This window comes from Streptomyces sp. NPDC093149 (assembly GCF_044754145.1).
Taxonomy (GTDB): Bacteria; Actinomycetota; Actinomycetes; order Streptomycetales; family Streptomycetaceae; genus Streptomyces.
Genome location: NZ_JBIVON010000010.1, coordinates 82,475 through 107,997, shown reverse-complemented (window position 1 = coordinate 107,997; position 25,523 = coordinate 82,475). Strand labels below are relative to the sequence as shown.

The window sequence follows — 25,523 nt, the reverse complement described above, 5'->3', positions numbered from 1 at the left end:
CCTTGGTGACTGCAGCCTCCGCCCCCGCTCCCCCTGTGCGCCATTCCGGCCGCAACTACCGTCTCCTGACCACCGCCGCGATCATCACGGGCCTGGGCACCCATGGCGCGCTGATCGCGGCGGCGTTCGCCGTTCTGGAGTCGGGCGGCGACGGCGGCGACGTCGGTCTGGTCGCCGCCGCCAGGGCCGCACCGCTGGTGCTCTTCCTGTTGATCGGCGGGGCGGTCGCGGACCGCCTGCCCCGCCACCGTGTGATGGTCGCGGCGAACGCCCTCAACTGCGTCTCGCAGGCCGCCTTCGCCTGGCTCGTGCTGGCCGGCGATCCGAAGCTGTGGCAGATGATGCTGCTCACCGCGCTGTGCGGGACCGGGCAGGCGTTCTTCAACCCGGCGGCCGAGGGCATGTTGATGTCCAGCGTCAGCCGTGAGCAGGCGAGCCGCGCCTTCGCCCTGTTCCGGATGGCCATGCAGGGCGCGACGATCGGCGGAGCGGCGCTCGGCGGCGCCATGATCGCCGCGATGGATCCTGGCTGGGTGCTGGCCATCGATGCCGCGTCCTTCGCATTGGCGGGTGCGCTCCGGGCCTTCCTCGACGTCAGCCACGTTCCTCCGCGCGCGCCGGGCGGCGGGCTGCTCGCCGATCTGCGCGACGGCTGGCAGGAGTTCATCGGCCGCCCCTGGCTGTGGAGCATCGTGGCCCAGTTCTCGGTGGTGGTCGCGGCTGTGGGGGCCGCCGAGTCGGTGTACGGACCGCTGGTCGCCCGGGACGAGCTCGGTGGCGCCCGTCCCTGGGGCTTCGCGCTCGCCGCGTTCGGGGTCGGCACGCTGGGCGGCGCGTTCTTGATGACGCGCTGGAAGCCCCGACGGCTGCTGCTGGCCGGAACCCTCTGCGTCTTCCCGCTGGCCCTGCCGTCGGCCGGGCTCGCGGTCCCGCTGCCGGTGGCCGGGCTCTGCGTGGTGATGTTCGTCAGCGGCGTCGCCATCGAGGTGTTCGGGGTCGCGTGGATGACGACCATGCACCAGGAGATCCCGGAGGAGAAACTGTCGCGCGTCTCGGCGTACGACTGGTTCGGCTCGGTTGCCATGATGCCGGTCGCCACCGCGCTCGCCGGTCCGGTCGAGGCCCTGGTCGGGCGCAGCCAGGCCCTGTGGGGCTGCGCGGCCTTGATCGTGCTGGTCACCGGCGCCGTGCTGTTCGTGCCCGAGGTACGCAATCTGACCCGTGCCACCACCGAGGTGGTGGCGGCCAAGGCCCCGCGGCCGACCTCAGCCGATGCCGAAGGCTCCGTCGGGCGGCTCGGGTGAGGCGACCGCCTCGCCGTCCCCGACCGGCCGGGCGGCTCCGGTGAGCCGGTCCAGCGCGGGGCCGTGCTCGACCCTGGCGGGGAAGGCGTCGGCGGCGCAGCGGCGGGTCAGCGCCGCGGTGTCGATGGGGCTTCGGGAGGCGACGAGGACGACGTTGCCGAAGCGCCGGCCGCGCAGCACCGCCGGCTCGGCGATCAGCGCGAGCTCTTCGAAGACGGCCGCGAAGGTGGCCAGTTGGGAGCGGAGGAAGCCGAACGGCGCGCCGTCCGCGAGATTGGCGGCGTACGTCCCGCCGTCGCGCAGCGCCCGGCGGGCGGCCCCGGCGTACTCGACGGTGGTGAGGTGGGCGGGTACCCGGGAGCCTCCGAAGACATCCGCGACCAGGACGTCGAGGGATCCGGGCGGCGTCCGTTCCAGCCGGCTGCGGGCGTCCTCGCCGTGCACGGCGATCCCGCTGCCGTCGGGGAGCGGCAGTTGCTCGGCGACCAGGGCGAGGAGCCCGAGGTCGGCCTCGGCAACGTCCTGGCGGGATCCCTGCCTGGTCGCGGCCACGTAGCGGGGCAGGGTGAGCGCACCGCCGCCGAGGTGGAGGACGTCCAGCGGCGCACCCGGTGCCGCGGCGCAGTCCACGACGTGCGCGAGGCGTCGCACGTACTCGAATTCGAGATGGTGCGGCGCGTCGAGGTCGACGTACGACTGGGGTGCGCCGTCGACGGTGAGCAGCCAGGCCCTGTCCCGGTCGACGTCCGGGAGGAGCCTGGCGGTGCCCTGGTCCACGTCCCTGATGACGGGTATCGACTCGTTCACTCCCCCATTGTGCGGTGAACGTTCAGCCGCTCATGACCATGGTGACGGCTTCGGTGTGCGCGGCCGACTGCGCGAGCCCGGCGCGGGCCGCCGCGGCCCGGCACGCAGGGTCGAGGGGGTTGCGCCCGAAGGCCTTCTTCGCCGCCGCGTCCGGGGTGATGACCTCCACGCGGGCCCCCTTCGCGGCGAGCTCGGCCGCCTGCGAGCGCGGCGAGACGATGACCTTGTTGCCACTGGCCGCCGGAGCGATGACGACGACGCGTCCGTAGCCCTCGGCGAGATGGGCGTTGGCCGTGGAGTGGACTCCTCCGTCGATCCAGGAACGTCCGTCGACGGTGGCGACGGGCCAGACGGCCGGGACGGCGGAACTCGCGGTGACGGCGTCCACGAGCGGGACTCCGCTCTCCTTGTCGAACGTGTGGAGTTCGCCGGTGGCCGCGTCGACGGCGGTGACGCGCAGGGCCCGCTCGGGCCAGTCGGACGACGGAAGGCGATCGGCGATGGCCGCGCGCCGTTGCTCCGCCGTGATGCCGAGGCGGGCGCCTCGCGCGATCCGGGCCAGCTTCCGGCCGTACGCCTCGGGAGTACGCGAGGACAGCACGGCTCCCGTGTAGCGCAGGAGGGTCGCCACGCCGAGCCTGCCGCCGGTCATGCCCTGCGGATCGGTGAGCTGGAGTTCGTAGAGTTCGGGAAGACCGACCAGCCCGGAGGCCAGCTGCGCGCCGACCACCGCGCCCGCCGAGCTGCCGATGATCACGTCGACGCCGCCGAGGTCCACGCCCGCCTTCGCGAGCCCGTACAGAATTCCGGTCTCCCAGGCGCCGCCGGTGACACCGCCGGCACCGAGCACCAGTGCAGTTTCTGTCATACCGTCAGTCTTACGCACGGCATCGGGCCCGCCTCCCGCGGGGTACGGGAGGCGGGCCCCTGGTGCGGGACGTCTCAGAGCAGTCCGGTGACGGTGCCCGCGCCGACGGTGCGGCCGCCCTCGCGGATCGCGAATCCGAGTCCGGTCTCCAGCGGGACGTCACGGCCCAGCTCGACGGTCAGGTCGACCGTGTCACCGGGTCGCGCCACCGCCACCGCGCCGAGGTCGACGTCTCCGACGACGTCCGCGGTGCGGATGTAGAACTGCGGGCGGTAGCCGGTCGTGACCGGGGTGGTCCGACCGCCCTCCCTCGCCGACAGGACGTACACCTGCGCGGTGAAGCGCCGGCTCGGCGTCACGCTGCCGGGGGCCGCCACCACATGGCCGCGGCGGACCCGGTCGCGCTCCACACCGCGCAGCAGCAGGGCCACGTTGTCGCCGGCCTCGGCGGACTCCATCGGCTTCCCGAAGGTCTCCAGACCGGTGACGACCGTCTCGATGTCCGGGCCCAGCACCGACACCCGGTCGCCGACCCGCACGGTGCCGCGCTCGACCGCCCCGGTGACGACGGTGCCCCGGCCGGTGATGGTCAGGACGTTCTCCACCGACAGCAGGAACGGCGCGTCCGTGTAGCGGACCGGCATCGGCACATACGTGTCGACGGCGTCCAGCAGCGCCTCGACGGCCGAGGTCCAGCGCGGGTCGCCCTCCAGGGCCTTGAGGCCCGACACCCGGACGACGGGGGCGGAGTCACCGCCGTAGCCGTGCGCGGAGAGCAGCTCGCGGACCTCCAGCTCGACGAGGTCGGTCAGCACCGTGTCCTCGCCGTCGTCGACGGCGTCGGCCTTGTTGAGGGCGACGACGATGTGGTCGACGCCCACTTGGCGGGCGAGCAGTACGTGCTCGGCGGTCTGCGGCATGATGCCGTCGAGCGCGGAGACGACCAGGATCGCCCCGTCGAGCTGGGCGGCTCCGGTGACCATGTTCTTGATGTAGTCGGCGTGCCCCGGCATGTCGACATGCGCGTAGTGACGGGTGTCGGTCTCGTACTCGACGTGCGCGATGTTGATGGTGATGCCGCGCTGCGTCTCCTCCGGCGCCCGGTCGATCCGGTCGAACGGGACGTACGTCCCGGTTCCCCGGTCGCTGAGGACCTTGGTGATGGCCGCGGTCAGGGTGGTCTTGCCATGGTCGACGTGGCCCATGGTGCCGATGTTGAGGTGGGGCTTGGTGCGCACGTATGCCGTCTTGGGCATGGCTCATTCCTTGGAATTCGAAGCTGAGTGAGAAGACCCCAGGGCCCCGCCGACCCTCCCCTTGCGGGGTCCGCCGGACTGTCGGGGGAGGGTCAGCTTCGGGCGCCGCCGATGGACGCTGCGGCAGCGGCGAACGCTGCTGCGACGACTGCCGCTGCGGTGACGGGGCTCACGGCAGCCTTCGGCGCGTCCGCGACTGCGGACGACGCTGCGAGGAAGGCGTACCGGAACATGGCTCCGATGATGGCCGAGGAACGTGGTGACGTCGAATGGTTTTCCCATGCGGACGGCGCGGGCGGACAAGGGAGTTCGGCCTCCACCCCGGCGCCCCGGCCGCGTCGCCCCCGGGACGTCGGCGTCGGCGCGGGTGGCCGCCCGGTACGTACCGTTCGCGTTACGGCGATCACACACGGGCGTCGGTTAGTCTCCCCGCATGCTCGACCCCGTCCCCGCCGCCCGGCCCGCCACCGGCCTCGCCGTGCGCTGTACGAGGGCTCTGCTCTCGCCCTGGTCCCGGTTCTCACTGCTCGTGGTAGTGCTGCTGGGCGCCGCGGCGACGACGCTGCTCCTCGACCCCCAACGGCTGCTCGCCACCGGCTGGCCCACCCGGCTGAGCGGGGGCGCCACCGCGATCGTGCTGTTCGCCGTCGCGTACGGCGTGTGCACCGTGGCCTTCGTGCCGCGGCCGCTGCTCAACCTCGCCGCCGGTGCGCTGTTCGGTTCGCAGGCGGGCCTGGCCGCCTCGCTGGCGGGCACGGTGCTCGGCGCGGGCATCTCGTTCGCGCTGGGCCGGGTACTGGGGCAGGACGCACTCCGTACGCTGCTGCGCGGGCGCTGGCTCAAGGCGGCGGACGGCCAGTTGAGCCGGCACGGATTCCGCTCGATGCTGGCCCTGCGGCTGTTTCCCGGTGTGCCCTTCGCGGCGGCCAACTACTGCGCGGCGGTCTCACGCATGAGGTATCCGCCTTTCCTGATGGCCACGGGGCTCGGTTCGGTCCCGAACACCGCCGCGTATGTCGTCGCGGGCAGCGAGGCCTCGTCACCGACGTCGCCCGCATTCCTGGCCGCGACCGGGTTCATCGTGCTGACGGGGGTCGGCGCGGCCGTCGTCGCCTGGCGCAAGCGCCACCGCCTCGCCGCCGAGTGATCCGGTACGCGCGGGGGCGTGCAGCCGCGCGGGGGTACGCGTAATGCTGTTCATCTGAGGGCGATACCCTGCCCGCGACCGACCGAAATATCCGGGCGAGGCACGGCCCTGCCCTCATTCGACACCTCATCCGCACGCTGCCGACGGCTCTCACGGCCGTCGGCCGATGCACGATCACCTCCGGGATGGCCAAAGCCCCATGAGCTGGTTCGAATCGTTCGTCCTGGGCCTCGTTCAGGGACTGACCGAGTTCCTGCCGATCTCCTCCAGCGCGCATCTGCGACTCACCGCGGCGTTCGCCGGCTGGCACGACCCGGGTGCGGCCTTCACCGCCATCACCCAGATCGGCACGGAGGCGGCCGTCCTCATCTACTTCCGCAAGGACATCGTCCGGATCGTCTCGGCCTGGTTCCGTTCGCTGGTCAACCGGTCGATGCGGAGCGACCACGACGCACAGATGGGCTGGCTGGTCATCGTCGGCTCGATCCCCATCGGAGTGCTCGGCGTGACGCTCAAGGACCAGATCGAGGGCCCCTTCCGGGATCTCCGGCTCATCGCCACCACGCTGGTCGTGATGGGCATCGTCCTGGGCATCGCGGACCGCCTCGCCGCCCGCGACGAGGCGGGCGGCAGGCACCGGGCCAGCAAGGAGCGCAAGACGCTCAGGGAGCTCGGGGTGAAGGACGGTCTCATCTTCGGTTTCTGCCAGGCGATGGCGCTGATTCCGGGTGTCTCCCGCTCCGGCGCCACCATCAGCGGTGGTCTGCTGATGGGCTACACCCGCGAGGCGGCGGCCCGCTACTCCTTCCTGCTGGCCATCCCGGCGGTGCTGGCCTCGGGGGTCTTCGAGCTGAAGGACGCGGGCGAGGGACATGTGTCCTGGGGGCCGACCATCTTCGCCACACTGATCGCGTTCGGTGTCGGCTACGCCGTCATCGCTTGGTTCATGAAGTTCATCACGACCAAGAGCTTCATGCCGTTCGTCATCTACCGGATCATTCTGGGCATTCTGCTCTTCATCCTGGTCGGCGCCGGGGTTCTGAGCCCGCACGCGGGCGAGTCCGCGGGCTGACCAGGTACCCACTTCCATTCCTATCTAGCGTTTAACCGGAAGGTGACGGGGCGGCCGACGCCGATCTGCAGGTCGCGCGGCGGCTGGTGGTAACCAGCCCGTACGCTAAAAGCGAATCCATACGGCCTAGCCCTCAGCCACGCTGGGGGCTTGACCGTTTCTGCACGGCGGATGCGGGCCTTTCAGATGTTCCCGTTCGTGTCGTGGCCGCAGTGGGCAGCTGCGCTGGGGGCGGGCCCAGGTCCGGCGCGGCCGGGTGATGAAGAGGCACCAGCCGGCGGCTGGTGGTAGCCAGCCCGTGCGCCAGAACCCATCCATACGGCCAAGCCCTCACCCACGCTGGACCGTTCACCCCGATACGGCCATTACGGACAGTGAAGCCCCGTGGTGCCGGTCGAGTTTCTGACGGATGCGCAAGCCGCCGCTTGCTTGGCGTTCGACGGGGCGCCGTCCCGTACGGAGTTGGAGCGGTTCTTCTTCCTGATGGATACCGCGGTGGACCAGCTGCGGGCGGACGGGTTCGACGTCCGCGACGAGGACGTCGCCCAACTGTCGCCGTTCGTGCGGCAGCGCATCAACATGCTCGCTACTCCTTCCAGCTCCCCGACCTGCCTGGCGGCCTGAGGCCCCTGCGCGGCAAGCACGCCACCGACGAATGACCCGGGCCCACAGAGCGGGCCGGGCGTCGTCACCCCTGCGACATCAGTTCCGCTACAGAATCACATTCAGTAACTAATCCAATACTCCCTGCGTTCAGTCGTGAAATGCACGACGCCTGGAACCGAGGAGAGAACCCCATGCGACGCGTGTTCACCAAGGCGGCCGGCCTGGCCGCCGTCGGCCTGCTGGCCTTCGCCACGGCACAGGCCGCTCAGGCCGACACCCTCAGCAACCAGCCCGGCCACGCCGCCGCGAGCGCCGCGTACTTCGTGATGACCGACATCACGCGGGAGGAGTTCGTCGTCAAGCTGACCAAGCCCGGGAACATCGAGCACGCCCGGGAACTCGTCAGCGGGGAGACCACCGACCGTCCCCACCTGCTTACGCGGATTCTCAAGCGGCAGGCCCCCTACAACCCACGCTGGAGCTACCACAACAACCCCGACAGCACGGAATTCTTCGACCAGGCCTTCGAAGTCTGTGACGCGACCATCCCGTACGTCGAAGACAACCTCGACGAAGCCGGCGGCGCCTTCCTGCCCGGCCTGGTCTGGTGCGACTGGACCTCGCGTCTCATCAGGGAAATCCCCGCCCCGTAGGTGACCAACCAGGCCGGCCGGCGCCGTATCTTCACGACGCCCCGACCCACGCAGGGCTGCTCGGGCCGACCGTTCGCGGTCGGCCCGAGCGCGGGAAGCCCGAGCACCACAAGCAGGGCCAAGCCCTGCCTGGAGCCTGCCGAGCGCTGAGTCCGTGTCCGTGGTCCGGCGCGTGACCCGTTAGCGGCTGGTGGTAGCCAGCCCGTGCGCCAAAGCACATCTATACGGCCAAGCCCTCACTCACGCTGGACCGTTCGCCCCGATACGGCCGCTGGGTGGGGCACCCCGCCTCTGGTCTCAGCCGAGCGGGGTGCTGCCCCGCGGTGCGGATCTCTGCAGGTCAGCCGACGTCGGGCTGTACCGTGGGCTCAGGCGATGGGAAGTCGCTGGCCTTGATCTTGACCATCTCGGTGTTGGGGTGGCCGGGGTACCGATGCCAGACGATGCCCTCGTATGGTCGGGCGTGCAGCCACTCACGGAGGCCGTCGTAGTCGCGGGGGGCAGTGGCGAAATCCTGCTGGATGGTCGGGATTGACCAGCCGTGGGGCATCAGGACGTGGTCGGCGTAGCCGTCCGGGTTCCTGTTGATCTTCGGGCCTAGGAGTTCGTAGGTTCCGGCCTTCCCGATGGCCGTGTTCTTGACGGCTTCGGCGTGGATCTTCGCGAAGGCGGACTGTGCGACAGGTTCCCAGCCGACTGTTTTTCCCGTTTGCTCGTCGGTGCTGATCGTCACGTAGTTGGGTGGCGGGGTCTTGCCGGGTTTGACCTCTCGGCGTGCCCACCACTGCCCGGCCGGGTCGAGCATGACGCATGTCCCGTCGTACTTCCGTGTGGCTTCGCCCTCGCCGTTGATCACCCATTCGCACCCCTGGGAGACCTCCGGCAGTACGACTGCGGGACGGGCGCTGAAGTCTCGGACGAATAGTGTCGGGATCTTCTCCATGTGCCGACCGTACTGGTCTTGGTCCGGCGGGGGTCGAGGTATTTCGGCGTCCGGGGTCTCCGCGCAGGTGCTGTTCTATTCGATCGCGTTCGCCAGCCGGTCACGGTTTCGGCCGGTGAGTTGGTTCTGGAGGTCGACAGCGCGCGACCGGACCAGGCCGGTGCGGTAGCTGTCCGGTAGCCACGCGAGGACGTCGGCTGCCGCGCGCGGGTGAGAGTACAGGCAACAGCCCCTTACCTTGTCGTTTTAATGTCCGGCGTCGAACACGGCTCGAAATTGATCAGTGTTTTCGCAGTTCGGCGGACGCTTAGGCGGCCTTCATCCGATTCTGTGCTCCGTCACGGAGTGGATCAGCACGAAGGCCGGCCAACGTTGAGACGGAGTAGCACTGATTCGGACTGGCGACTAATTCGAGCTCTACTCACCTGCCCTCCCCTCGGGCAGAGTAGGGTCACTGACCGAATCGCCACAAAGAGTGGAAACGGCCACTCAGATTGAGGGGAACGATGCTTCTGTTATCCAGAAGATCGAAAATTGCGCTGCCCGCAGCCACGGCCGCTTTGGTACTCGCGGCCCCATCATCTGTAGCCACTGCAGGGCCGACGGCCACGTCAGGCACGGCAGCCGCTCTGTCCTGCATGACCTGGTCTCCGAACCCCGACTGGTACAACAACCCATCCGAGGGCAGCGTCATAAAAGCGACTGCCCCCTTGCGGCCAGGCCCCTATGCAGACTGCGGTACCAGGGAAACCCTCCGGAATGGCTACGGGCTGGTCGTCTACTGCTACTACTCAAACACACTCAACAACAAGTGGTTCTACGTCACCTCCTACCCGAACTGGACCCGTGGGTGGATCTACGAGGGCAACGTGTCGGTCTACGACCCAGTAGTCGCCTGCTAATGCTCCAGCCGTAGATCGTGATCTCGGTGGTGAGGGACGCCGAGGCGGCAGGTGGCCAGCGTCGATCATCTTGCCCGAGATCGCCCACGCCGTCGCGGGCGTCGGCTCCTTCTCCGTCTACCCGAGTTCACCGAGACGGAGGGCATCCCTTATCTCGCTGGGCTTCGCGGTCGTGGCCGGGGTCCGCTCCTGCGCTTGTTCAGCGAGTCGGAGGGCGTCGTCAATCTCGCTGAGCTTCACGGAGGACAGGACGGCCGCCCGCTCTATCAGGTCGTCCCGGGACACAGTGGTCAGCCACGTGCACGGGGTGAAGCCTGGACGCGGGAACGCGAGCCGCAGCACGCCTTCGAACGGCAGTCCTTCACCGGCGCCGACCGTCACTTCGATGCCCAGACCGCTGATGTCGACGCCCGCCGGAGCGACGACGTGAAGAAGGGCACCGACACCGTCGGTGTCCAGCGCCAGTACACCGGCACCGCGGGCAGGATCGAGAACGCGCAGGTCGCCGTCTATCTCGTCTACGCCGGCCGCCGCGGACACGCCGCGGTAGACCGGGAACTGTACGTTCCGCGTTCCTGGACCTCGGACCCCGACCGCTGCCGGGCCGCCGGACTCGGTGACACGACCGAATTCGCGACCAAACCGCAGCTTGCCGCCCGCATGGTCACCCGATTCCTGGACGCCGGCCACCGGGCCGCCTGGCTCGCGGGAGACGAGGTCTACGGCGGCAATTCGACTTCATCGCCCGTGATCAGACGTGCTGGTACGGGCTCACTGCCCGCCCCCTGGTCACGCATTCTCTCTGTCCCAGGCCGGGCGCGCTGGCGACCGCGTAGCCCCCACGAGCCCCGTCCAGTCACCTGTGTGACGGCTGGCAAGCCCGGCGGTCTCCCCCGCACCAACCCAGAAGAGCAAGGGAGTACCACGCACGTGAACGAGGTACTGACGGCGGTGGTGCCGTCTACGCCATGCCAAGGTGCTGCCCGCCACCAAGTCGGAGCCGTGGCGGGCAGCATTCGGTGTTGGCTACGACCGAGCCGCGCCCGTGATCCTCGGGGCGGCTGGGTAGTCAGCAGGTAGCTGCGCTGGAAATGCGCACCGCATCGAGCTGGCCGCCCGTGACACCGAAGGACTGCTGCGGAGGGATACACGTTGTCCCGCCACCAACCCAGCGAATGTATGCGACATCATCGTGGCGGGTGTTCACCACGGTGAGCGGTGCCGTCGGCTTGGAAGGCAGCGCCTGCCAGGTCGATGTCACATCCTGGAACTGGCCGATGATGCTGCCGTTCTTGATGAAGCAGACGTAGGGGTACGCACACGTCGCCGTGGTCCCCTGTTCGGTAGCGCTGGCCAGCGTGGCCGTGCTCATGAGTGCCGCCCCGGTCATGGCGAGCGTGGCTATCCCTGCTCTGAGCTTCTTGGTCGACCGCATGATTCCTCCCCTGTCGGATTGCAACCACACACGTATATGTCATATACGCGACAAGCCGTCAGTGGGAATCAAGTCATCTCCGGCAAAGCGGTCCGGCGGTGGCCAGAAAAGTGATGACCGGCTGGCCCGGCGTCGCCCCGGTCCCCTGTCACACGGGGCGGGGCGGCGCCGGGCTGGTGGACTTCTCGCGGAACCGGATGACGGGGGTGTCGCTCCTGCCGGACCGTTCGCCGAGCCACGTGACCTCCCAAGCGACGTGCGCGCACCTGGGGGTGAGGGCGGCGAGCACGGCGCGCTGCCCCTGCAAACACATCTCGGCCAGGCGCATGCTCCTGTCGCAGGTGTCGCACTGCTCGGCGTGCTCCTGCGCGGCCTGGGTGCTGGCGGCCACCGCGTCCAGGAGCGACATCGGCTGGTGGACCGGTTCCGGTTCCTCGGCGTGGATCCATGCGGCGAGCACGTCGGCGTACACGCGGTGCGCTTCCTTCGCGCGCTGCGCGGCACGCTTGGACTGCTCGTCGAGGGCCTGGGCATGGCGCCGCAGCCCGCCCAGGTGCGGGGCGAACTCGGCGGCCTTCCGGGCCAGCGGCTCAGCACCTCAGCCAACCGAACCGGGGTCCGCTTGATGGCGTGGCCAGGGTCGAGGCAGAGCTTCAGGAAGCCTCGGAGCGCTTCGGGGGTGTCGTACTGCTGCAAGGGGGTCTCCAGTGCGATTCGGTGAGTCGGGGATTAGAAAGCGGGTCAGGTGCCGAACTGGTTGAGGCGGGCGGCTTCGGTGTGCTCGGCGTAGAGGCAGTAAGCGCAGCGAGCAGCCGGATCGCGGTCACGGAACTCGCGACCACAACCGCACACGCGCAGCGGGGCAAACGGGTCGGGCATCATCAGCGGCGCCTGTACGGCCCTGCTGCGCCCTTCACGGGGCCTGCGACGGCCCGTGTTCCCCCGATGGGCGGAGCAGCGCTTCACCCCGGGGCGAAGCAGCGGCTGCCCGCACTCCTCGCACCGGCCGAACGGTTGGCCGTCCTGGTTCTCGTTTTGGCTCGGGGATTGATCGTTCCGTGCCGACGAGTCCCCAACTACCTGAGGTTGAGTGCCTACATCAGCCCCGTCATGGGAAACCCCATGGGAACTACCTGGGTTGTTCGGGCCTCTGTGGCCCGAACCGTTTCCTCGTCCGTAGCCCCAAGTTCTGGCCTCTGTGGCCCGAACTGGCATCATCGGAGTTCGTGCCACTGTGGCCCGAACTTTCCGCCGGTTCCTCGTTCTGGCTGCGTCGGGGAGCGGTGTCCTTCAGGTAGTCCTCGGCTGCCTTCCCGTCCGGCCACGGCACATCGCCGGTGATGGCGTACCTGGTGGGCTTTCCCCGACGCCGCTCACCGTCGACCAGCACCACGCCCGCGCGTATGCCCGCGTCCAGGTACCGGCGCGCGTCATGCTCGCGGCACCCCGCCGCCTTGGCCAGATCCTGAATCCTGATGGGCTTGCCGTCCCTCAAGCGAAGCTCACCCGAAGGCGCGGCCATGGCGCGCAGGGCGTAGAGCATGGTCAGGAAGCCGCCCTTGAGGCCACGGAGCATCTGCCACGTCCACTTCCAGGCGAGCGCGTTGCCGAAGGAGTTCGGCACGGCGCCGTCCTTGCGACTGTCCTGCTCGTCATTGCTCACTGGGGTGTCTCTCTGCTCGTGCTGGTCAGGTGGTGTCGGGCGGGAGCGGCGGCGATGGCGGGATGGGCTGGGGAATCACAGCGAGGCGAGGAGGAGCAGGGCGGGGGCCGAACAAGAGGTGACCGCGGCGGCATCACAGGTCACCTCGGAGCCACGACAGAAGGTCGTCGTCCGGGCCATGGGTGAGCGCCTGGTCGAAGTCGACAGCGCCGCCGCGTTCCTCGGTGGCCGTCGCGGCCCCGTGGCAGGAGCCGCACAGGTTCCGTACGAGCCTGTCCCCCGACTTGTGCCGGAACAAGTGCCGACGGGTGCGGCACAGTTGGCAGTCGCCGAGCGGCGGCTGGGCGGCCGGTGTCATCGGCCACCCCTGAGGGCCCGCAGGGCGGATGCCATGTCGGCACGCCCCCACCGGTTGGCCAGGGTCTGCCGCTGCCCCGGGGTGAGGCGGACGGCGCGGCTGTAGACCGACAGCACCCGGGCGAACTCGCACGTCCACGTCGGGAAGGGGTCCTCGGCGGACTCCTGGATCTCCCCGGCCGGTTCGACGACGTACAGGTCCCCGAGCCACACCTTCGACGCGTAGAAGCAGGCGTATTCGCGGTCGGTGGTGATGTAGACGCGGTCCGGGCGGCCGGTCGGCGGGTCGATGACCCGGCCGTGCTCGTCGGCGTACGTCTGGCCGTTCGCCCGTGCCGTGCAGATCGGGCAGTTGTCGACGACGGCCGGCGGGTGGGGCTCGACCAGGTCGCCGGGCGCGAGGCCAGGAACTCCACCGTGCCAGTAGCGGGTCACAGGCCGGCTGCCTTCCGGGGCCGTCCCTGCTGGTCGCGGAGTTCGCCGACGCGCAACCGTATGAACCCGTACGCGTAGCCCGTCAGCGCCATGATGGCCCGCAGGCTCAGGCCGCGCCGGTGCAGGCCAGCCAGGTAGTCGGCGACCGGATCGCCTTCCAGGTCCAACGGGCGGCCTCCGCTGGGGCGGAGCTTCACCCCGGTCTGGAGAAGTTGGCGGCGCACGCGCGAGTACGGCTGGCCGATGTGCTCGGCCACAGCGCGGATGCTCTGACGCTCCTCATAGAGGGCGGCGATGTCCACGGACGAGAACCTTTCTGCAGGGGGGTTCGGGGGCTTTCAGATCCACAGGACGAGAGCGACGGACAGGCCAAGAACGGGCGCCCAGGGGCCGATGACTGGGACGAACGTGATACCGGCCCAGACGATGACGCCGCTGGACAGGCCGACCATGAACGGAACTTCACGGGACCGCCTTTCGAATGCGTGGAGGTGCCGCGGGGCCGGGGTGCCGTGCGCGGCCCGGAGGTTTCTCAGGGGGCTGGTCAGTCGTCCGCGCGGCGTAGGGGGAGTTGGGCCCGATCGGCGTACACCTGTACGGCGTGCGCCTGCTGTTGGGCCCGGCGCGTCTCCGCGCAGACCTTGTGGGACGGGCGTCCTTCCTCGTCGCGGAGGTTCGTCGGCCCCTTGCAGTACCGGCACGGCCGCCATCTGGGCCCCCAACGCCGTTTCGAGTCGGACCAGTCGAGGACTCCGCTCGGCGGCAGATCAGGCAGCGTCCAGCGCTTCGACCTCCGCTTCACCGGCCGTGCCTGCTTCGGCAACTTCGGCTGCTGCGGGAGCATCTGCGTTCTCCTTCCGAAGGCGGGCGGCACGCTTCCGGGCGCGCCGCTGCTCCCGCCGTCTGAGGGTCTTCCGCTCGTTCTTGTCCAGGCCGCCGAACACCCCGTGGCGCTCCGGCAGGCCCAGCGCCCAGTCAAGGCACGGTTCGATCACCGGGCAGCGCCAACAGACCTCCTAGGCTGCTCCGACCTGGCAGGAGGTGTGTGGCCGCTCGGCCATGTCGAGCTGGATAAACTCCACTTCGATGGGTGGAGCGTTCAGCTCGGGCTTCTCGACCAAGTACCGGATGCTGGACAAGGACCCGTACTGGGTGGACTTCCCCGAGTTCGCGCACTGCGACGCATCCAAAGCGACCGTGACCTGCACGATTCCGAAGCCGTAAGTTGCTGATCTCCGGGTGGGGCACAGCTCCAGGTTTTCGCTGGGCCCCGCCCGGCCCCATGTTGCGTACGGAAGGAGAGCAAAAATGTCCGATGGTCTTGCTTGGATCGCGGATGCCTGGCGGAGCGCGACGCTGAACGCCGGTGACCTGTACATCACCTGCGCCCGCGGCCTGACCCCTGAGCAGCTGGCCGAACGCATGGCTGACCACGAACCTGTCGAGATCGGGCCTGCCCTCACCATGCACGAAGCGTCCCGCATGGTCGACCTCACGCAGATCTACTGCGTCGGCCGCGTCGGGCGAAGCGATGACTGGTCGTTCATCGTGGAATGCGGAGGCAGCGATGGCTGGGCCCTGGACCCGGCAGTCTCCCGCGGCGCCGAAGTCCTGATCCTCGACCCCTGGCCGGACGATCCGCCCTCCTTCTTCACGTATCTCGCCGACGGGGCGGTACAACTGCACTTCGAATTGGGGTTCGGCTACGACCCCGCCGGCGCCCAGCCCGACCTACTGCGCCCGGCGCTGGAAGCCGCCGGACTCATCCCACCGGAAGACTCCCTCGACGACCTACTCGGCGACGATGAGGAACTGTCGCCCCGCGAACAGCAACGCCGGGTACTGACAGTCGCCGGTGAACATTTCGGGCTGGCCCTCCCCAGGCAGCTCATCGAGAGCGGACAGCTTCCCACCGTAGTCACCCGCATCTCACCTCCCTCGTCCTGGTAACCGCCCAGGAAGACCTCCTCCACCAACGCAGCTCAAACACCCCACTGAGGAGCCGATCTGCGTCGATACGGTCGATCGGGAACAGAATGCCGTCAAGCAACGCGTACGCCTTCATCGCACGTGCCGCCAGCCTCCCAGCGCTGCGGCCGGTTTGCCACAACGCCCTGAGACGCGGGACTCCGGGAGTTCCGTGATCTCGGAAGCCGTGCCTGTCGCGTTCCGGGATCCTCGAGCCGGCAGATCGTCAATCGCCGGATGCGATGCGGTGACGGAGGCATCCGGGGCCTGCGGGCACTTTCGCCGGGACATCGGTCTCGGCTGCCCCGGGCCGGTGGTCCCGCCTCTCTGGACCCGGGCCGGTGGTCCCGCCTCCCTGGGGCGGGAGGCGGGACGTACACCTGGCACCTGCCACCGGCCGATCGAAGCCCGAGGCAGAGATGGTCCTAGGACGGGGGCATGAGCACCTCGTCGACGAGGTAGACGGTCGCGTTGGCCGTCTTGATGTCCCCGCAGACGATCTTGGCGGTGTCGTTGACCTTGAACGACGTGCCCGACCCGGAGGTCTTGAGCTTGGAGCCCTCCAGCGTCTTGAAGCTGCCGTTGGGAAGCTCGCTGGGGGTGATGGTCTTGTCCACGACGTGGTAGGTCAGGATCTTCTTGAGTTTCGGCTTGTCCTTGAGCAGGCTCGCAAGCTGCTTCTTGGAAACCTTGTCGAAGGCCGCGTTCGTGGGAGCGAAGACCGTGATGTGCTTCGCATCGTTGAGCTTGGTGGTGAGCCCGGCGTCCTTCAACGCGAGTGCCAGCTTGGTCAGTTTCGGGTTGTTGGCCGCCGCCGTGGCCACGCGTTCCTTGGACATGCCGGTGGCACTGCCCTTGCCGCTGTGCGGCAGCTTGGAGCATCCCGGGCCGAACGGGCTCGGTGTGCTGGATGCTGCGTTGCTGGCGAACGCCTGCGGGGCGAACGCGCCGAGCGAGAGCGGGAGGGCCACCACAGCGGTGATCGCTGCGGCGCTCGTGCGGATGCGATGTGACCTCATACCGATTCCTCTTCCCTCTAGGCGAAGGTCCGTGAGGTGTCGATGGCGCCCCTCGAAGGACGGGGACTGTGGCCGTCCCGGCCGGGGTGTCGTCCGCACCGCTCCGGCATGCCTCGTGGATTGCCGAAACAAGCCTAGACACCATTCGGTGTGGAGCGCACCCCGAGAACGATCGACCGGTCGCACCACGCGCCCGCCACCCCCTGAGCCGGTTCGTTCACGGCGGGCACGAGCTGTCGAGCGGACGTACTCCGGAGGAATGAGTGCCCCGCCGGTCGATCACGGTCCGTCTCGCTCCGGAGTGCGGAGGCGCGCCGTCGACGCGGAGGGTCGCCGTCAACGGGGAGGCCGCCGGACCGCACCCGACGATCCCGCAACCTGCCCGACTGGTCGGACTCGTGAGGCGCGCCGGACTCCACGACACGGACCGCCTCGCTCACTGCCCGGCTCAGGATCGTCGTGATGTCGGATTCTCGCCAGAAGATGGGTGGCAGTCGATGTTCGACTGCGCCCATGACCATGACGCAGCCGGACCGTGCCCACCTTTTCCGTTCCCTTCACACCCCGTCCGCACCCCTCGCGCTCGCCAACGCCTGGGATGTCGCGAGCGCGCGTGTCATCGAGGCCGCGGGCGCCCCCGCGATCGCCACGACCAGTGCCGGTGTCGCCTGGTCGCTGGGTTCTCCGGACGGCGACCTCCTCGACCGCGACCGAGCGCTGAAGGTGATCGGCCGGATTGTCGCCGCCGTCGCGGTTCCGGTCACCGCCGACATCGAGGGCGGGTACGGGAAGGACGCAGCCGACGTTGTCGAGACCGTCTCCGGAGTGCTCGCGGCGGGCGTCGTCGGCGTCAACATCGAGGACGGCACCCGTCCTCCGGTCGAGCTCGCGACACGGCTGGCCGCGGCGCGGGAGACCGCCGACCGGGCAGGCGCGGACCTGTTCCTCAACGCCCGTATCGACACCTTCCTGTTCGGGCTCGGCGACCCGGACACCCGACTGGAGGTAACCCTGACCCGGGCCCACATGTACGTCGATGCGGGCGCCGACGGCATCTTCGTCCCCGGTGTCACCGACGCCGCCACCATCTCGGCGTTGGCCAGGGACATCTCCGTGCCTCTGAACGTCATGGCGGGCGCCGGCGCCCCGACCGTTGGCGACCTCGGCGCGCTCGGTGTGGCCCGCGTCAGTCTGGGGTCGGGCGTGGCGCAGGTCGCCTACGCTGCCGCCCGTCGCGCCGCGCAAGAGCTCTTCGCCACCGGCGACTACGCCTCCCTCGCCGACAGCATGGCCTTCCCGGAACTCGACGCGCTCTTCTCCGAGCCCCGCTGACCGGCCCCCGGCCGGTCCGTCACCCCTGGAGGAGCGGCCGTGAACCCGGACAACACCTGGTTCGACCGCGTGCCGGTCCCTCGCCCCTGGAGGAGCGGCCAACTTCCCACCGCGGAAAGACCCGTCGACGCGCCCGGCCACAACCGCCGTGCCGGTGCGGACTCTGACCGGTCTCCGGCCGCCGGGTCCGGCCGGCGCGTCGACGCCCATCGGGACGGATCGCCCGTTCGGGGGCTCAACGCTTCGCACGGCGGTGGGCCAGGACCCCGCCCATGATCAGCCCGACCAGCAGGGTGACCGTCAGGACCGCCCAGAGCGGCAGGGTGAGCGTGGTGACCCACAACCGGATGCCGACGGATTCGGTGTTCACGGCGATGAACCAGATCGCGAGCCCCGCCAGCACCACGAGCCCGATGGTGCGTATCCGTACGTCGCGGCCCTTGACGGAGAGGGTCGGCGGGGCGTGCGGCCGAGAGGTTTTCTGTGCCATGGTCCCAGTATCGAGCGGTCCGGATGATTAGTCCTGACAAGTCGAATCCATCCGGCATCGTCGGTGGACGGACAGTACTGTCACGGACAGTAGGTGCGGTTTTCGGCAGGCGGCCCTGGCGACGAAGGATTCGGGGCCCATCGCCCCCTCGCCGGCCGGGTGATGTCACCGGAAGGAGCGGTTGCCATGGAGCGGACCACCTGTTGTGTGGTGGGCGGTGGCCCCGCCGGTATGGTCCTCGCGCTGTTGCTGGCACGGGCGGGAGTGGCCGTCACGGTCCTGGAGAAGCACGGCGACTTCCTGCGTGACTTCCGCGGCGACACCGTGCACCCCTCCACCCTGGCGCTGCTGGAGGACCTGGGACTGGCCGAGCGGTTCGGCCGGCTGCCGCAGCGGCGTGTGCAGACGGTACAGCTGCCGCTCGGCCCGGACCGTTCGCTGGTCACCGTCGGAAACATCGGCGCGCTGCGGGGCACATACAACTACATTGCGATGGTGCCCCAGTGGGACCTGCTCGACCTCCTCGTGGACGAGGCCGGGCGGGAGCCGTCGTTCTCCCTGCGGATGAACACCGAGGCGACCGCCTTCCTGGTGGAGCGTGGCGAGGTTCCTCCCGGCCGGGCGGAGCCGAGAGCTCGGGGGCGGGTCACGGGGGTCCGGTACCGCACCGCCGACGGCCGTACGGGCGAGCTGCGCGCCACCCTCACCGTGGCCTGCGACGGGCGGGACTCGCTGGCCAGGTCGTTGCCCGAGCTGGGGCTGCGGGAGTTCACCTGCCCGATGGACGCATGGTGGTTCCGGCTGCCGCGGCGGGAGAACGATCCGCACGGGCTCGTGGGAGGGGTGGGCGACCGGTTCGTCAGCGCCATGATCGACCGTGGGGACTACTGGCAGTGCGCCGCGCTGATCCCCAAGGGAACCGACGGGCGGCGCCGCGCCGCCGGTCTCGGCCGGTTCATGGACGAGTTCACGGCCGCCGTCCCGTGGCTCGCGGACCGGGTGCACACACTGGGGTCGTGGGACGACGTGAAGCTGCTCGACGTACGGCTCGACCGCCTCCGGCGCTGGCACCGCCCGGGGCTGCTGTGCATCGGCGACGCGGCACACGCGATGTCACCGGTCTTCGGCATCGGTATCAACCTGGCCGTCGAGGACGCCGTGGCCGCCGCCCGCCATCTCGTCGAACCGTTGCGCGGGGGTTCGGTCGGCCTGCGGACCGTACGCCGCATCCAGCGCCGCCGTCTGCCGACCACCGTCGCGACGCAGGCCTTGCAGGGTTTCGCCCACCGGAACGTCATCGCGCCGGTCCTCTCGGGCCGTCCGGCGTTCGGCGACGCGAAGCGCGCCCGGCGGCTGAGCGAGCTCGTCACGCGCTCGCGGTGGCTGAACCGCGTGCCGGCGTACTTCCTCGCCTACGGCGCGCTGCGTGAAAGGCCACCGGCCGCGTCGGTGCGCTGAGCCGAGGCCCCGTCCGGCTGCCGCCCGGGGCCCGTCCGTGTGCCGCCCGAGGTACGGACGGCACACGGACGGGCGCGTGGGCACGGACCCGCCGGATGCGCGTACGGGTCCGCCCGGAGAGGCGGTGCCGGTGCCGGGCATCACGCCGGCCCGGCGGGGACGACGCTGCGGGTGACCGCGGACCCGTCGGCTACGCGCTGCCGTCGGCGGTGCGGCTTGCCAGATACTCGGTGAGGCCCGCCCCGGTGAGCGGGTAGTAATCGGACAGCCGCCCGCCCTCGTCGAGGCGCCGACGCGCGAACGCCTCGCGGTCCTGGTGCAGCAGCGAGTCCTCGGCCAAGGGGACGGCCTTCTCCTGCGGCACGACGACGGCCCCGTCCTCATCGGCGACGATGAGGTCCCCCGGCGTCACCAACGCGCCTCCGACACCCACCGGCACGTTGAAGGCCGACGGGAAGAGCTCCGTCTGCGAGGCGTAGTGCGGGGTCACTCCGGTGCACCAGACGGGCACACCGAGCGCGCGGATCCGTGCCGCGTCCCGCACCCGCCCGTCCACCACGATGCCGGCGCCGCCGCGCAGTTTGAAATAGCGCACCAGCATGTCGCCGAGACAGCCCGTGAAGTGGCTCGCGAACGCCGATACCACCAGTACGTCACCGGGCCGCACGGACTCCAGGACGCCCCACAACGCCGTCTTGCGCTCGGCGTCCTCCTGGTCGGCGCCGGAGAAGACGTCCTCGCGCTGCGGAAGGAACTGCAGGGTCACGGCGCCGCCGGTGATCTTGACGTCCGGCTCGCGGTGCAACGGCACGGGGCCGTCGATGAAGGTCCGTGTGATGCCCATCTGATGCAGCTTCGCGCAGGCCGTCGCCGCGCTCACGTCCGCGAGGGCCTCCACCATGCGCGTGGTCGGGCGCTTGAAGGAAGCGGTGTGGACCGGCGCCAGCATCGATTCGTAGGTCTGCGCCTCCCCCGTCGACGGCGTTCCTTGATCCCCATTCGGGTTCATTCACATGCCTCTCCGCGCGCTCCGTCGCACGCACCACCAGTGACATCATCGCCTATCGATGGTAGATAACAGCCGATCGATAAGGACTGTCAACCGCGACAGGAGAGTTCAGTGCCCACAGCATCCATCGGGTGGTTCGAGGCCGCGCGCTTCGGATTGTTCGTCCACTTCGGCCTCTACAGCCTCGCGGCCAGGCACGAGTGGGTGCGCAGCCGGGAGGCCATGTCGCAGGAGGATTACGACCGTTACCTGGAACGGTTCGACCCGGACCTGTTCGACGCGCGGAAGCTGGCGCGGGCGGCCCGGGAGGCCGGCATGCGCTATGCCGTGCTGACCGCCAAGCACCACGACGGCTTCTGCCTCTTCGACTCGTCGCTGACCGACTACACCTCGATGCGCGCGACGGGCCGGGACCTGGTGGCCGAGTTCGCCGAGGCGATGCGTGCCGAGGGCCTGCACGTCGGCCTCTACTACTCCCTGCTCGACTGGCACCACCCGGACTTCACCGTCGACCGCTATCACCCGCTGCGCGGGACGCAGGCCGAGCAGGAGCCGCGGGACATGGAGCGCTACCGCGCGTACCTGCGCGGCCAGGTGCGCGAACTGCTCACCGGCTACGGGCCGATCGACCTGCTCTTCTTCGACTTCACGTATCCCGACAAGGGACCGGCCGAGTGGGGAGCGCAGGAGCTGATGGCCACGGTCCGCGAGCTGCAGCCGGACATTCTCGTCAACGACCGGCTCGGGATCCCGGGTGACTACGTGACACCCGAGCAGTACCAGCCCGACCGGCCGTTGGAGCGGGACGGTGCCCCGGTGATGTGGGAGGCCTGCCACACACTCAACGGCTCGTGGGGCTACGACCGGGACAACCACGAGTACAAGGACCCCGCGATGCTGGTCAGGATGCTGGTGCAGTCCGTCGCGTGCGGGGGCAACATGCTGCTCAACGTCGGGCCCACCGGCCGCGGTGCGCTGGATCCGCGGGCCCGGGACACACTGGCGGCCATCGCCGACTGGACGGCCCTGCACGAGCGGGCCGTGCGCGATGCCGGACCGAGCACCTTCGAGGCACCCGCGAACGCCCTTTACACCCAGGCCGGGCGTCGGCTGTATCTGCATCTGCTCGCGTGGCCGCTGAAGCAGATCCATCTGCCCGGTCTCGCCGGTCGGGTGCGCTACGCCCAACTGTTGCACGACGGTTCGGAGATCCGGTTCCAGCAGTTGGACGGCACGCAACACGAGCACAACAATCTGGCCCCGCCCAGCCAGGCGGCGGGCACGCTCACGCTGACCCTGCCGATCGCCCGGCCCGATGTGCTGCTGCCGGTGGTCGAGCTCGAACTCCTCGGGGATGAGTGATCCCATGACCGGGCCCTTGCACGGGCGGCCGGCTCCACTGCCGGACGCGCACGGCAGCACAGGACTGGAGATGCCGCCGGCCGATACCGCTCGGCGGATCGGCGTTCCCGATGTCACCTGTCGTTCCACCTGGGACGCGGTGCCCTCGGGGGTGCGTGAGGGAGTACGGTCCGCCGCCGCGGAGGAACCGGCCTGCCCCGCCCCGCGTCCGCTCGCCACGGCCTGGGCACGGGACTTCCGCGACGGCAGCCGGAGCGCGCACGAGGGCCTGGGCACCGCGGGAACGGGTGAGCCTGCTGGTGCCGGCGGCCGTGCACACCGGCGAGGTGGCGGCCTCGTCCGCGGCGCCCGGGGACTGTCCCCATCCGGACGCCGCGCGGCGGGGCGAGGGGCTGCGGATGCTCCGGGATCCGCACGTGGCCGTCGCCTCGGTCGAACACCGGGCCCTGGACGATCCACAGCCGGGACGGAGTCGGGGGGACCGGCTCGGCCGGCTGACGCCGACGGCCGGACAGCCCGCCGCCGAGGGCCGGGTCGCCGCGCGGTGGCAACGAAACAGTGAAGAGAGGGTTGCCGCAGCACTCTTGAAACATTCGGGGTGACCCACATAGCATCAGTAATCGATAGACGATAGCGATGGGGGTGATGACCTGTGCGACTCCTTCGTGGATGGCGGGCTGTCGCCGCGTCACCGCACGCGCCACCGCGAGGGCGGCGGCCCGCACCGATGCACCCCCCTGCCGCGTGTCGCTCTCGAGGAACCACGGCGCGACCGGCGCTTCGCCGCCGATCGCACTCCCGTCCGTCCGGCGCCGCGCGCCCCATGGTCCGCGGCGGCCGACATCTGCACCGAAAACGGGCAGGGCCGAATTCCTGACCCGGAAAAAGCCGCCGAAAACCCATAGGAATTTCTCGCTGCGTCGCCCGATCGGGCGATTGCAGACAATCGGCGGAAGCAGACGGCCCCGTCCCGGAACGAGGCGGGGCACACATGCCTGGCATCACCAGAAATCCAGGCACGGAAATCATCTTCGACATCGGTGATGTCGGAAATGAGTGGACGTCACATCGGGAATCAATATTTCCGGCGAACCAGCACTTGACCTGCGGTTTCGTCAAACGGTGCGATATGCCGAATTCCACGCACCCCTGGCGGGGTCTCCGATTTCTTTTACTTGTTGACCTCGCCGAAACGCCTGTGCTTCGATCTCGACAATCGATTATTCATGACTGAGCAATGGAGCGTGTCCCGAATGAGAAAAATGTGGCGCCGCGCCTGTGCACTCGCAGTGGCTCCGCTGGTGATGGCGTCGGCCGCCGCCTGCGGTGGCAACGACTCCGAAGATGCCGCGGGAAGGACGACCCTCCGCGTCATCGTCAACATCACGCCCAACCTCACCGAGAAGTACTGGTCCGGACTCTTCGCCCGGTACGAAAAGAGCCACCCCGATGTGAAGGTGAAGCTGGAGCTGACGGGCACGATCTCGGCGAACGCGAAGCTGACCCAGGACCTGGCCGCGGGCGACCCGCCCGACATCGCACAGCAGATCACGCCGACCGCGGAGAACGCCTCCCTGTTCGCCGATCTGTCGGACCAGCCGTGGGCCAAGGACACCCCGCTGGTCGACCAGTACGCCCTCGACGGCAAGCGGTACCTGGTCGGCGTGGGCGAGCAGATCCAGTCGCTCGTCTTCTACAACAAGGCCGCCTTCACCAAGGCCGGGGTCGACGCGACGAAGATCCGGACCATGGACCAGTTCACCACCGCGATGGGCAAGCTGAAGTCCGCGGGCTACAAGCCGCTGCAGACGGCCGGCCAGTGGGTGACGGGCTCGCAGTTCTCGATGATGGCCGACGCCGGTGTCCTCACCGAGAACCCGAAGTGGACGGTCGAGCGCAATGAGGGCAAGGTCTCCTTCGCCGACAGCGGCTACGTGCCCTACCTGGAGCACTACAAGAGCTGGATCGACTCCGGCTACCTGGACAAGAGCGCCCTGGGCCTGACCTACGCGGACGGCCAGACCGCGTTCCTCAACGGCAAGTCCGCGATGTACATCATGGGCTCGTTCTTCGTGCCCGCCGCGGACGCCGCGAAGAAGAGCGACGACATCGGCGTGTTCACCATGCCGACCGACGGCGCGTACCCCTCGGGCCAGTTCGGCAACATCTCCAACCCGTACGTCGTGGTCAACAAGTCGCGGCACAAGGCCGAGGCGATCGAGTTCGTCAAGTGGCTGGTCACCGACCGGGAGGCCATCAAGAGCCAGCTCGCCGCCGACGGCAATCTGCGGGGCGGCTTCAGCTATCCGATGTCCAGCCTCGGCACCGAGGTGCAGAAGGTCCTGGACAAGACGCCGTCGGTGATCGTCAAGTCCGGGCCCGGCCAGCCGATCGCCGGGTTCAGCGACGAGCTCAACAAGCAGATCCAGTCCCTGTACACGGGCGCGTCCGCGAAGGACGCCGCGGGCGGATTGGACAAGTGGTGGAACTCGCAGAGCTGACACGGCGGGGGCGGTCCGGCGCCGCCCCCGCCCGGGCGGGGCGTGATGCGGACCGCCGGCGTGCCCGGTTCCGTGCGGCAGCCGTCTCCCTGGGCCTGATGGGACCCGCCGTGGTGCTCTACACGGTGATGACCGTCGTGCCCGTGGTCGTCGCGGTGTATCTCAGCCTGACGAACTGGGACGGATTCTCCACGGCCGAGTTCATCGGGCTCGACAACTACCGGCACCTGTTCGACGACCCCAGCTCGACCGATTCCTGGTACGTGACCGCCCTCATCGCCGCCGTGGGCACGCTGCTCATGGTCGGCCTGGGACTGGCGTACGCACTGGTCCTCAAGGGACGGTCGCGGTCCAACTCGTTCTTCCGTGCGGTGGCCTATTTCCCGCACGTGATCAGCGCCCTGATCCTCGGGTACCTGTGGGCGGCGATCCTCGGCACCAACGGTGCCATCAACAACACGCTCGCCAGGTTCGGTATCGAGCCGGTCGGGTTCCTCTTCGACGAGCGGTTCGCCCTCATCACACTGATCGGCGTGATCGTCTGGGCCGGGTTCGGGTTCAACGTCGTGCTGTTCGTGGCCGCCCTGCAGACGGTGCCGGCCGAACTGCTGGAGGCCGCGGCGATCGACGGCGCCACCCGGCGCCAGACGAACCTGCGGGTGGTGATCCCGATGATCGCGCCGGTGGTGACCGTGGCGACCGTGCTGAACCTGGTCGGCCTGATCCGTGCCTACGACATCGTGGTGAGCCTCACCGGCGGTGGGCCCGCCGGCTCGACGCAGACGTTCTCGTACCTCATTCTCGCCCGGTCCTTCGAGGGCACCAAGGTCGGTTACGCAACCGCTCAGGCGGTGTTCCTGATGATCGTGTCCGCCGCGTTGGCACTCATCGTGACGGCGCTGCGCAACCGACAAGATCAAGCTGCGACAGGTTAGG

General features: G+C 69.2%; 28 protein-coding genes and 2 pseudogenes. 13 read left to right on the top strand and 17 right to left on the bottom strand.

Translation table 11 applies throughout. The annotated features are described in order from the left end of the window. Positions 1 to 5 precede the first annotated feature (5 nt). Entirely contained in the window at positions 6 to 1,304 is a 1,299-nt protein-coding gene (locus tag ACIQCZ_RS27815; protein ID WP_402285862.1) for an MFS transporter, read from the top strand. Here the strand turns inward: ACIQCZ_RS27815 and ACIQCZ_RS27810 are convergent. From ACIQCZ_RS27810 to ACIQCZ_RS27795, 4 genes are all read right to left on the bottom strand, one after another. Beyond that, complete coding sequence (locus tag ACIQCZ_RS27810; RefSeq protein WP_402285860.1) at positions 1,266 to 2,111, bottom strand: spermidine synthase; 846 nt, start codon at positions 2,109 to 2,111, stop codon at positions 1,266 to 1,268. The genes ACIQCZ_RS27815 and ACIQCZ_RS27810 overlap by 39 nt on opposite strands. Before the next feature lie 22 nt (positions 2,112 to 2,133). Beyond that, positions 2,134 to 2,979, bottom strand: a complete 846-nt coding sequence (locus ACIQCZ_RS27805; protein ID WP_402285858.1) for a patatin-like phospholipase family protein — start codon at positions 2,977 to 2,979, stop codon at positions 2,134 to 2,136. A 74-nt stretch (positions 2,980 to 3,053) separates the two neighbouring features. Next, a complete protein-coding gene (tuf, locus tag ACIQCZ_RS27800; protein ID WP_402285856.1) occupies positions 3,054 to 4,235 on the bottom strand; it encodes an elongation factor Tu in 1,182 nt (393 codons plus the stop codon). Positions 4,236 to 4,327: 92 nt separating this feature from the next. Next, positions 4,328 to 4,468 (bottom strand): hypothetical protein, encoded by a 141-nt coding sequence (locus tag ACIQCZ_RS27795; protein WP_376217769.1) that lies wholly within the window; start codon positions 4,466 to 4,468, stop codon positions 4,328 to 4,330. 200 nt (positions 4,469 to 4,668) lie between these two features. Here ACIQCZ_RS27795 and ACIQCZ_RS27790 point away from each other — a divergent pair, with 200 nt between their 5' ends. The 4 genes from ACIQCZ_RS27790 to ACIQCZ_RS27775 all read left to right on the top strand — a co-directional run bounded on the left by ACIQCZ_RS27790 (position 4,669) and on the right by ACIQCZ_RS27775 (position 7,713). Continuing rightward, positions 4,669 to 5,382 carry a TVP38/TMEM64 family protein gene (locus ACIQCZ_RS27790; protein ID WP_376292738.1) on the top strand — a complete coding sequence of 238 codons (714 nt, stop codon included), beginning with the start codon at positions 4,669 to 4,671 and terminating at the stop codon, positions 5,380 to 5,382. 199 nt (positions 5,383 to 5,581) lie between these two features. After that, the gene (locus ACIQCZ_RS27785; RefSeq protein WP_402285851.1) at positions 5,582 to 6,454 is read left to right on the top strand and encodes an undecaprenyl-diphosphate phosphatase; all 873 of its coding nucleotides are present in this window, start codon (positions 5,582 to 5,584) and stop codon (positions 6,452 to 6,454) included. 384 nt (positions 6,455 to 6,838) lie between these two features. Beyond that, entirely contained in the window at positions 6,839 to 7,078 is a 240-nt protein-coding gene (locus ACIQCZ_RS27780; RefSeq protein ID WP_402286269.1) for a hypothetical protein, read from the top strand. Between the two features lie 173 nt (positions 7,079 to 7,251). After that, a complete protein-coding gene (locus ACIQCZ_RS27775) occupies positions 7,252 to 7,713 on the top strand; it encodes a calmodulin-binding protein (RefSeq protein ID WP_402285848.1) in 462 nt (153 codons plus the stop codon). A 340-nt stretch (positions 7,714 to 8,053) separates the two neighbouring features. Here the strand turns inward: ACIQCZ_RS27775 and ACIQCZ_RS27770 are convergent, their stop codons facing one another. Beyond that, a complete protein-coding gene (locus tag ACIQCZ_RS27770; RefSeq protein ID WP_402285846.1) occupies positions 8,054 to 8,656 on the bottom strand; it encodes a hypothetical protein in 603 nt (200 codons plus the stop codon). Between the two features lie 1,019 nt (positions 8,657 to 9,675). Next, the gene (locus ACIQCZ_RS27765) at positions 9,676 to 10,023 is read right to left on the bottom strand and encodes a hypothetical protein (protein ID WP_402286245.1); all 348 of its coding nucleotides are present in this window, start codon (positions 10,021 to 10,023) and stop codon (positions 9,676 to 9,678) included. On the opposite strand from ACIQCZ_RS27765, the pseudogene ACIQCZ_RS27760 reads away from it, so the two are divergent. Beyond that, positions 9,985 to 10,284: pseudogene (locus tag ACIQCZ_RS27760) on the top strand (transposase); the annotation flags it as partial. The gene ACIQCZ_RS27765 and the pseudogene ACIQCZ_RS27760 overlap by 39 nt on opposite strands. A 343-nt stretch (positions 10,285 to 10,627) precedes the next feature. Here the strand turns inward: ACIQCZ_RS27760 and ACIQCZ_RS27755 are convergent. From ACIQCZ_RS27755 to ACIQCZ_RS27720, 8 genes and pseudogenes are all read right to left on the bottom strand, one after another. After that, positions 10,628 to 10,993 (bottom strand): hypothetical protein, encoded by a 366-nt coding sequence (locus ACIQCZ_RS27755; RefSeq protein ID WP_402285843.1) that lies wholly within the window; start codon positions 10,991 to 10,993, stop codon positions 10,628 to 10,630. A gap of 148 nt (positions 10,994 to 11,141) precedes the next feature. Then, positions 11,142 to 11,465, bottom strand: coding sequence for a hypothetical protein (locus tag ACIQCZ_RS27750; protein WP_402285841.1), 324 nt, complete (start codon positions 11,463 to 11,465; stop codon positions 11,142 to 11,144). Positions 11,466 to 12,122: 657 nt separating this feature from the next. Then, positions 12,123 to 12,656 (bottom strand): hypothetical protein, encoded by a 534-nt coding sequence (locus tag ACIQCZ_RS27745; protein WP_402285839.1) that lies wholly within the window; start codon positions 12,654 to 12,656, stop codon positions 12,123 to 12,125. A 133-nt stretch (positions 12,657 to 12,789) separates the two neighbouring features. After that, complete coding sequence (locus ACIQCZ_RS27740) at positions 12,790 to 13,014, bottom strand: hypothetical protein (RefSeq protein ID WP_402285837.1); 225 nt, start codon at positions 13,012 to 13,014, stop codon at positions 12,790 to 12,792. Then, positions 13,011 to 13,448 carry a hypothetical protein gene (locus tag ACIQCZ_RS27735; protein WP_402285836.1) on the bottom strand — a complete coding sequence of 146 codons (438 nt, stop codon included), beginning with the start codon at positions 13,446 to 13,448 and terminating at the stop codon, positions 13,011 to 13,013. Before ACIQCZ_RS27735 ends, ACIQCZ_RS27740 begins: the two co-directional genes overlap by 4 nt. Further along, positions 13,445 to 13,750, bottom strand: coding sequence for a helix-turn-helix domain-containing protein (locus ACIQCZ_RS27730; protein ID WP_402285833.1), 306 nt, complete (start codon positions 13,748 to 13,750; stop codon positions 13,445 to 13,447). The genes ACIQCZ_RS27735 and ACIQCZ_RS27730 overlap by 4 nt, the downstream gene beginning before the upstream one ends. 242 nt (positions 13,751 to 13,992) lie before the next feature. Then, complete coding sequence (locus ACIQCZ_RS27725) at positions 13,993 to 14,292, bottom strand: hypothetical protein (RefSeq protein WP_402285830.1); 300 nt, start codon at positions 14,290 to 14,292, stop codon at positions 13,993 to 13,995. After that, positions 14,216 to 14,452, bottom strand: a pseudogene (locus tag ACIQCZ_RS27720) (WhiB family transcriptional regulator); the annotation flags it as partial. The pseudogene ACIQCZ_RS27720 and the gene ACIQCZ_RS27725, both read right to left, overlap by 77 nt. Before the next feature lie 82 nt (positions 14,453 to 14,534). On the opposite strand from ACIQCZ_RS27720, the gene ACIQCZ_RS27715 reads away from it, so the two are divergent. Continuing rightward, a complete protein-coding gene (locus ACIQCZ_RS27715; protein WP_402285828.1) occupies positions 14,535 to 14,672 on the top strand; it encodes a hypothetical protein in 138 nt (45 codons plus the stop codon). 84 nt (positions 14,673 to 14,756) lie between these two features. Continuing rightward, complete coding sequence (locus ACIQCZ_RS27710) at positions 14,757 to 15,398, top strand: DUF6461 domain-containing protein (protein ID WP_402285826.1); 642 nt, start codon at positions 14,757 to 14,759, stop codon at positions 15,396 to 15,398. Positions 15,399 to 15,841: 443 nt separating this feature from the next. Here the strand turns inward: ACIQCZ_RS27710 and ACIQCZ_RS27705 are convergent, their stop codons facing one another. Next, positions 15,842 to 16,435 (bottom strand): fasciclin domain-containing protein, encoded by a 594-nt coding sequence (locus ACIQCZ_RS27705; RefSeq protein ID WP_402285824.1) that lies wholly within the window; start codon positions 16,433 to 16,435, stop codon positions 15,842 to 15,844. 513 nt (positions 16,436 to 16,948) lie between these two features. Between ACIQCZ_RS27705 and ACIQCZ_RS27700 the strand changes: the two genes are divergently transcribed. Continuing rightward, complete coding sequence (locus tag ACIQCZ_RS27700) at positions 16,949 to 17,767, top strand: isocitrate lyase/phosphoenolpyruvate mutase family protein (RefSeq protein ID WP_402285821.1); 819 nt, start codon at positions 16,949 to 16,951, stop codon at positions 17,765 to 17,767. Between the two features lie 235 nt (positions 17,768 to 18,002). Here ACIQCZ_RS27700 and ACIQCZ_RS27695 read toward each other — a convergent pair whose 3' ends face one another. Further along, positions 18,003 to 18,257, bottom strand: coding sequence for a LapA family protein (locus ACIQCZ_RS27695; RefSeq protein ID WP_402285819.1), 255 nt, complete (start codon positions 18,255 to 18,257; stop codon positions 18,003 to 18,005). Between the two features lie 186 nt (positions 18,258 to 18,443). Here ACIQCZ_RS27695 and ACIQCZ_RS27690 point away from each other — a divergent pair, with 186 nt between their 5' ends. After that, the gene (locus tag ACIQCZ_RS27690; RefSeq protein WP_402285818.1) at positions 18,444 to 19,715 is read left to right on the top strand and encodes an FAD-dependent oxidoreductase; all 1,272 of its coding nucleotides are present in this window, start codon (positions 18,444 to 18,446) and stop codon (positions 19,713 to 19,715) included. A gap of 190 nt (positions 19,716 to 19,905) precedes the next feature. On the opposite strand, the gene ACIQCZ_RS27685 is transcribed toward ACIQCZ_RS27690, so the two are convergent. Then, the gene (locus tag ACIQCZ_RS27685; RefSeq protein WP_402285816.1) at positions 19,906 to 20,724 is read right to left on the bottom strand and encodes a ribonuclease activity regulator RraA; all 819 of its coding nucleotides are present in this window, start codon (positions 20,722 to 20,724) and stop codon (positions 19,906 to 19,908) included. A 75-nt stretch (positions 20,725 to 20,799) separates the two neighbouring features. On the opposite strand from ACIQCZ_RS27685, the gene ACIQCZ_RS27680 reads away from it, so the two are divergent. The 3 genes from ACIQCZ_RS27680 to ACIQCZ_RS27670 all read left to right on the top strand — a co-directional run bounded on the left by ACIQCZ_RS27680 (position 20,800) and on the right by ACIQCZ_RS27670 (position 25,522). After that, positions 20,800 to 22,086 carry an alpha-L-fucosidase gene (locus ACIQCZ_RS27680; protein ID WP_402286243.1) on the top strand — a complete coding sequence of 429 codons (1,287 nt, stop codon included), beginning with the start codon at positions 20,800 to 20,802 and terminating at the stop codon, positions 22,084 to 22,086. A gap of 1,253 nt (positions 22,087 to 23,339) precedes the next feature. Then, positions 23,340 to 24,587: an ABC transporter substrate-binding protein gene (locus ACIQCZ_RS27675; protein ID WP_402285814.1), complete on the top strand. Its 1,248-nt coding sequence runs from the start codon at positions 23,340 to 23,342 to the stop codon at positions 24,585 to 24,587. Beyond that, a complete protein-coding gene (locus tag ACIQCZ_RS27670; RefSeq protein ID WP_402285811.1) occupies positions 24,566 to 25,522 on the top strand; it encodes a carbohydrate ABC transporter permease in 957 nt (318 codons plus the stop codon). The genes ACIQCZ_RS27675 and ACIQCZ_RS27670 overlap by 22 nt, the downstream gene beginning before the upstream one ends. The last annotated feature ends 1 nt before the right edge of the window (position 25,523 follow it).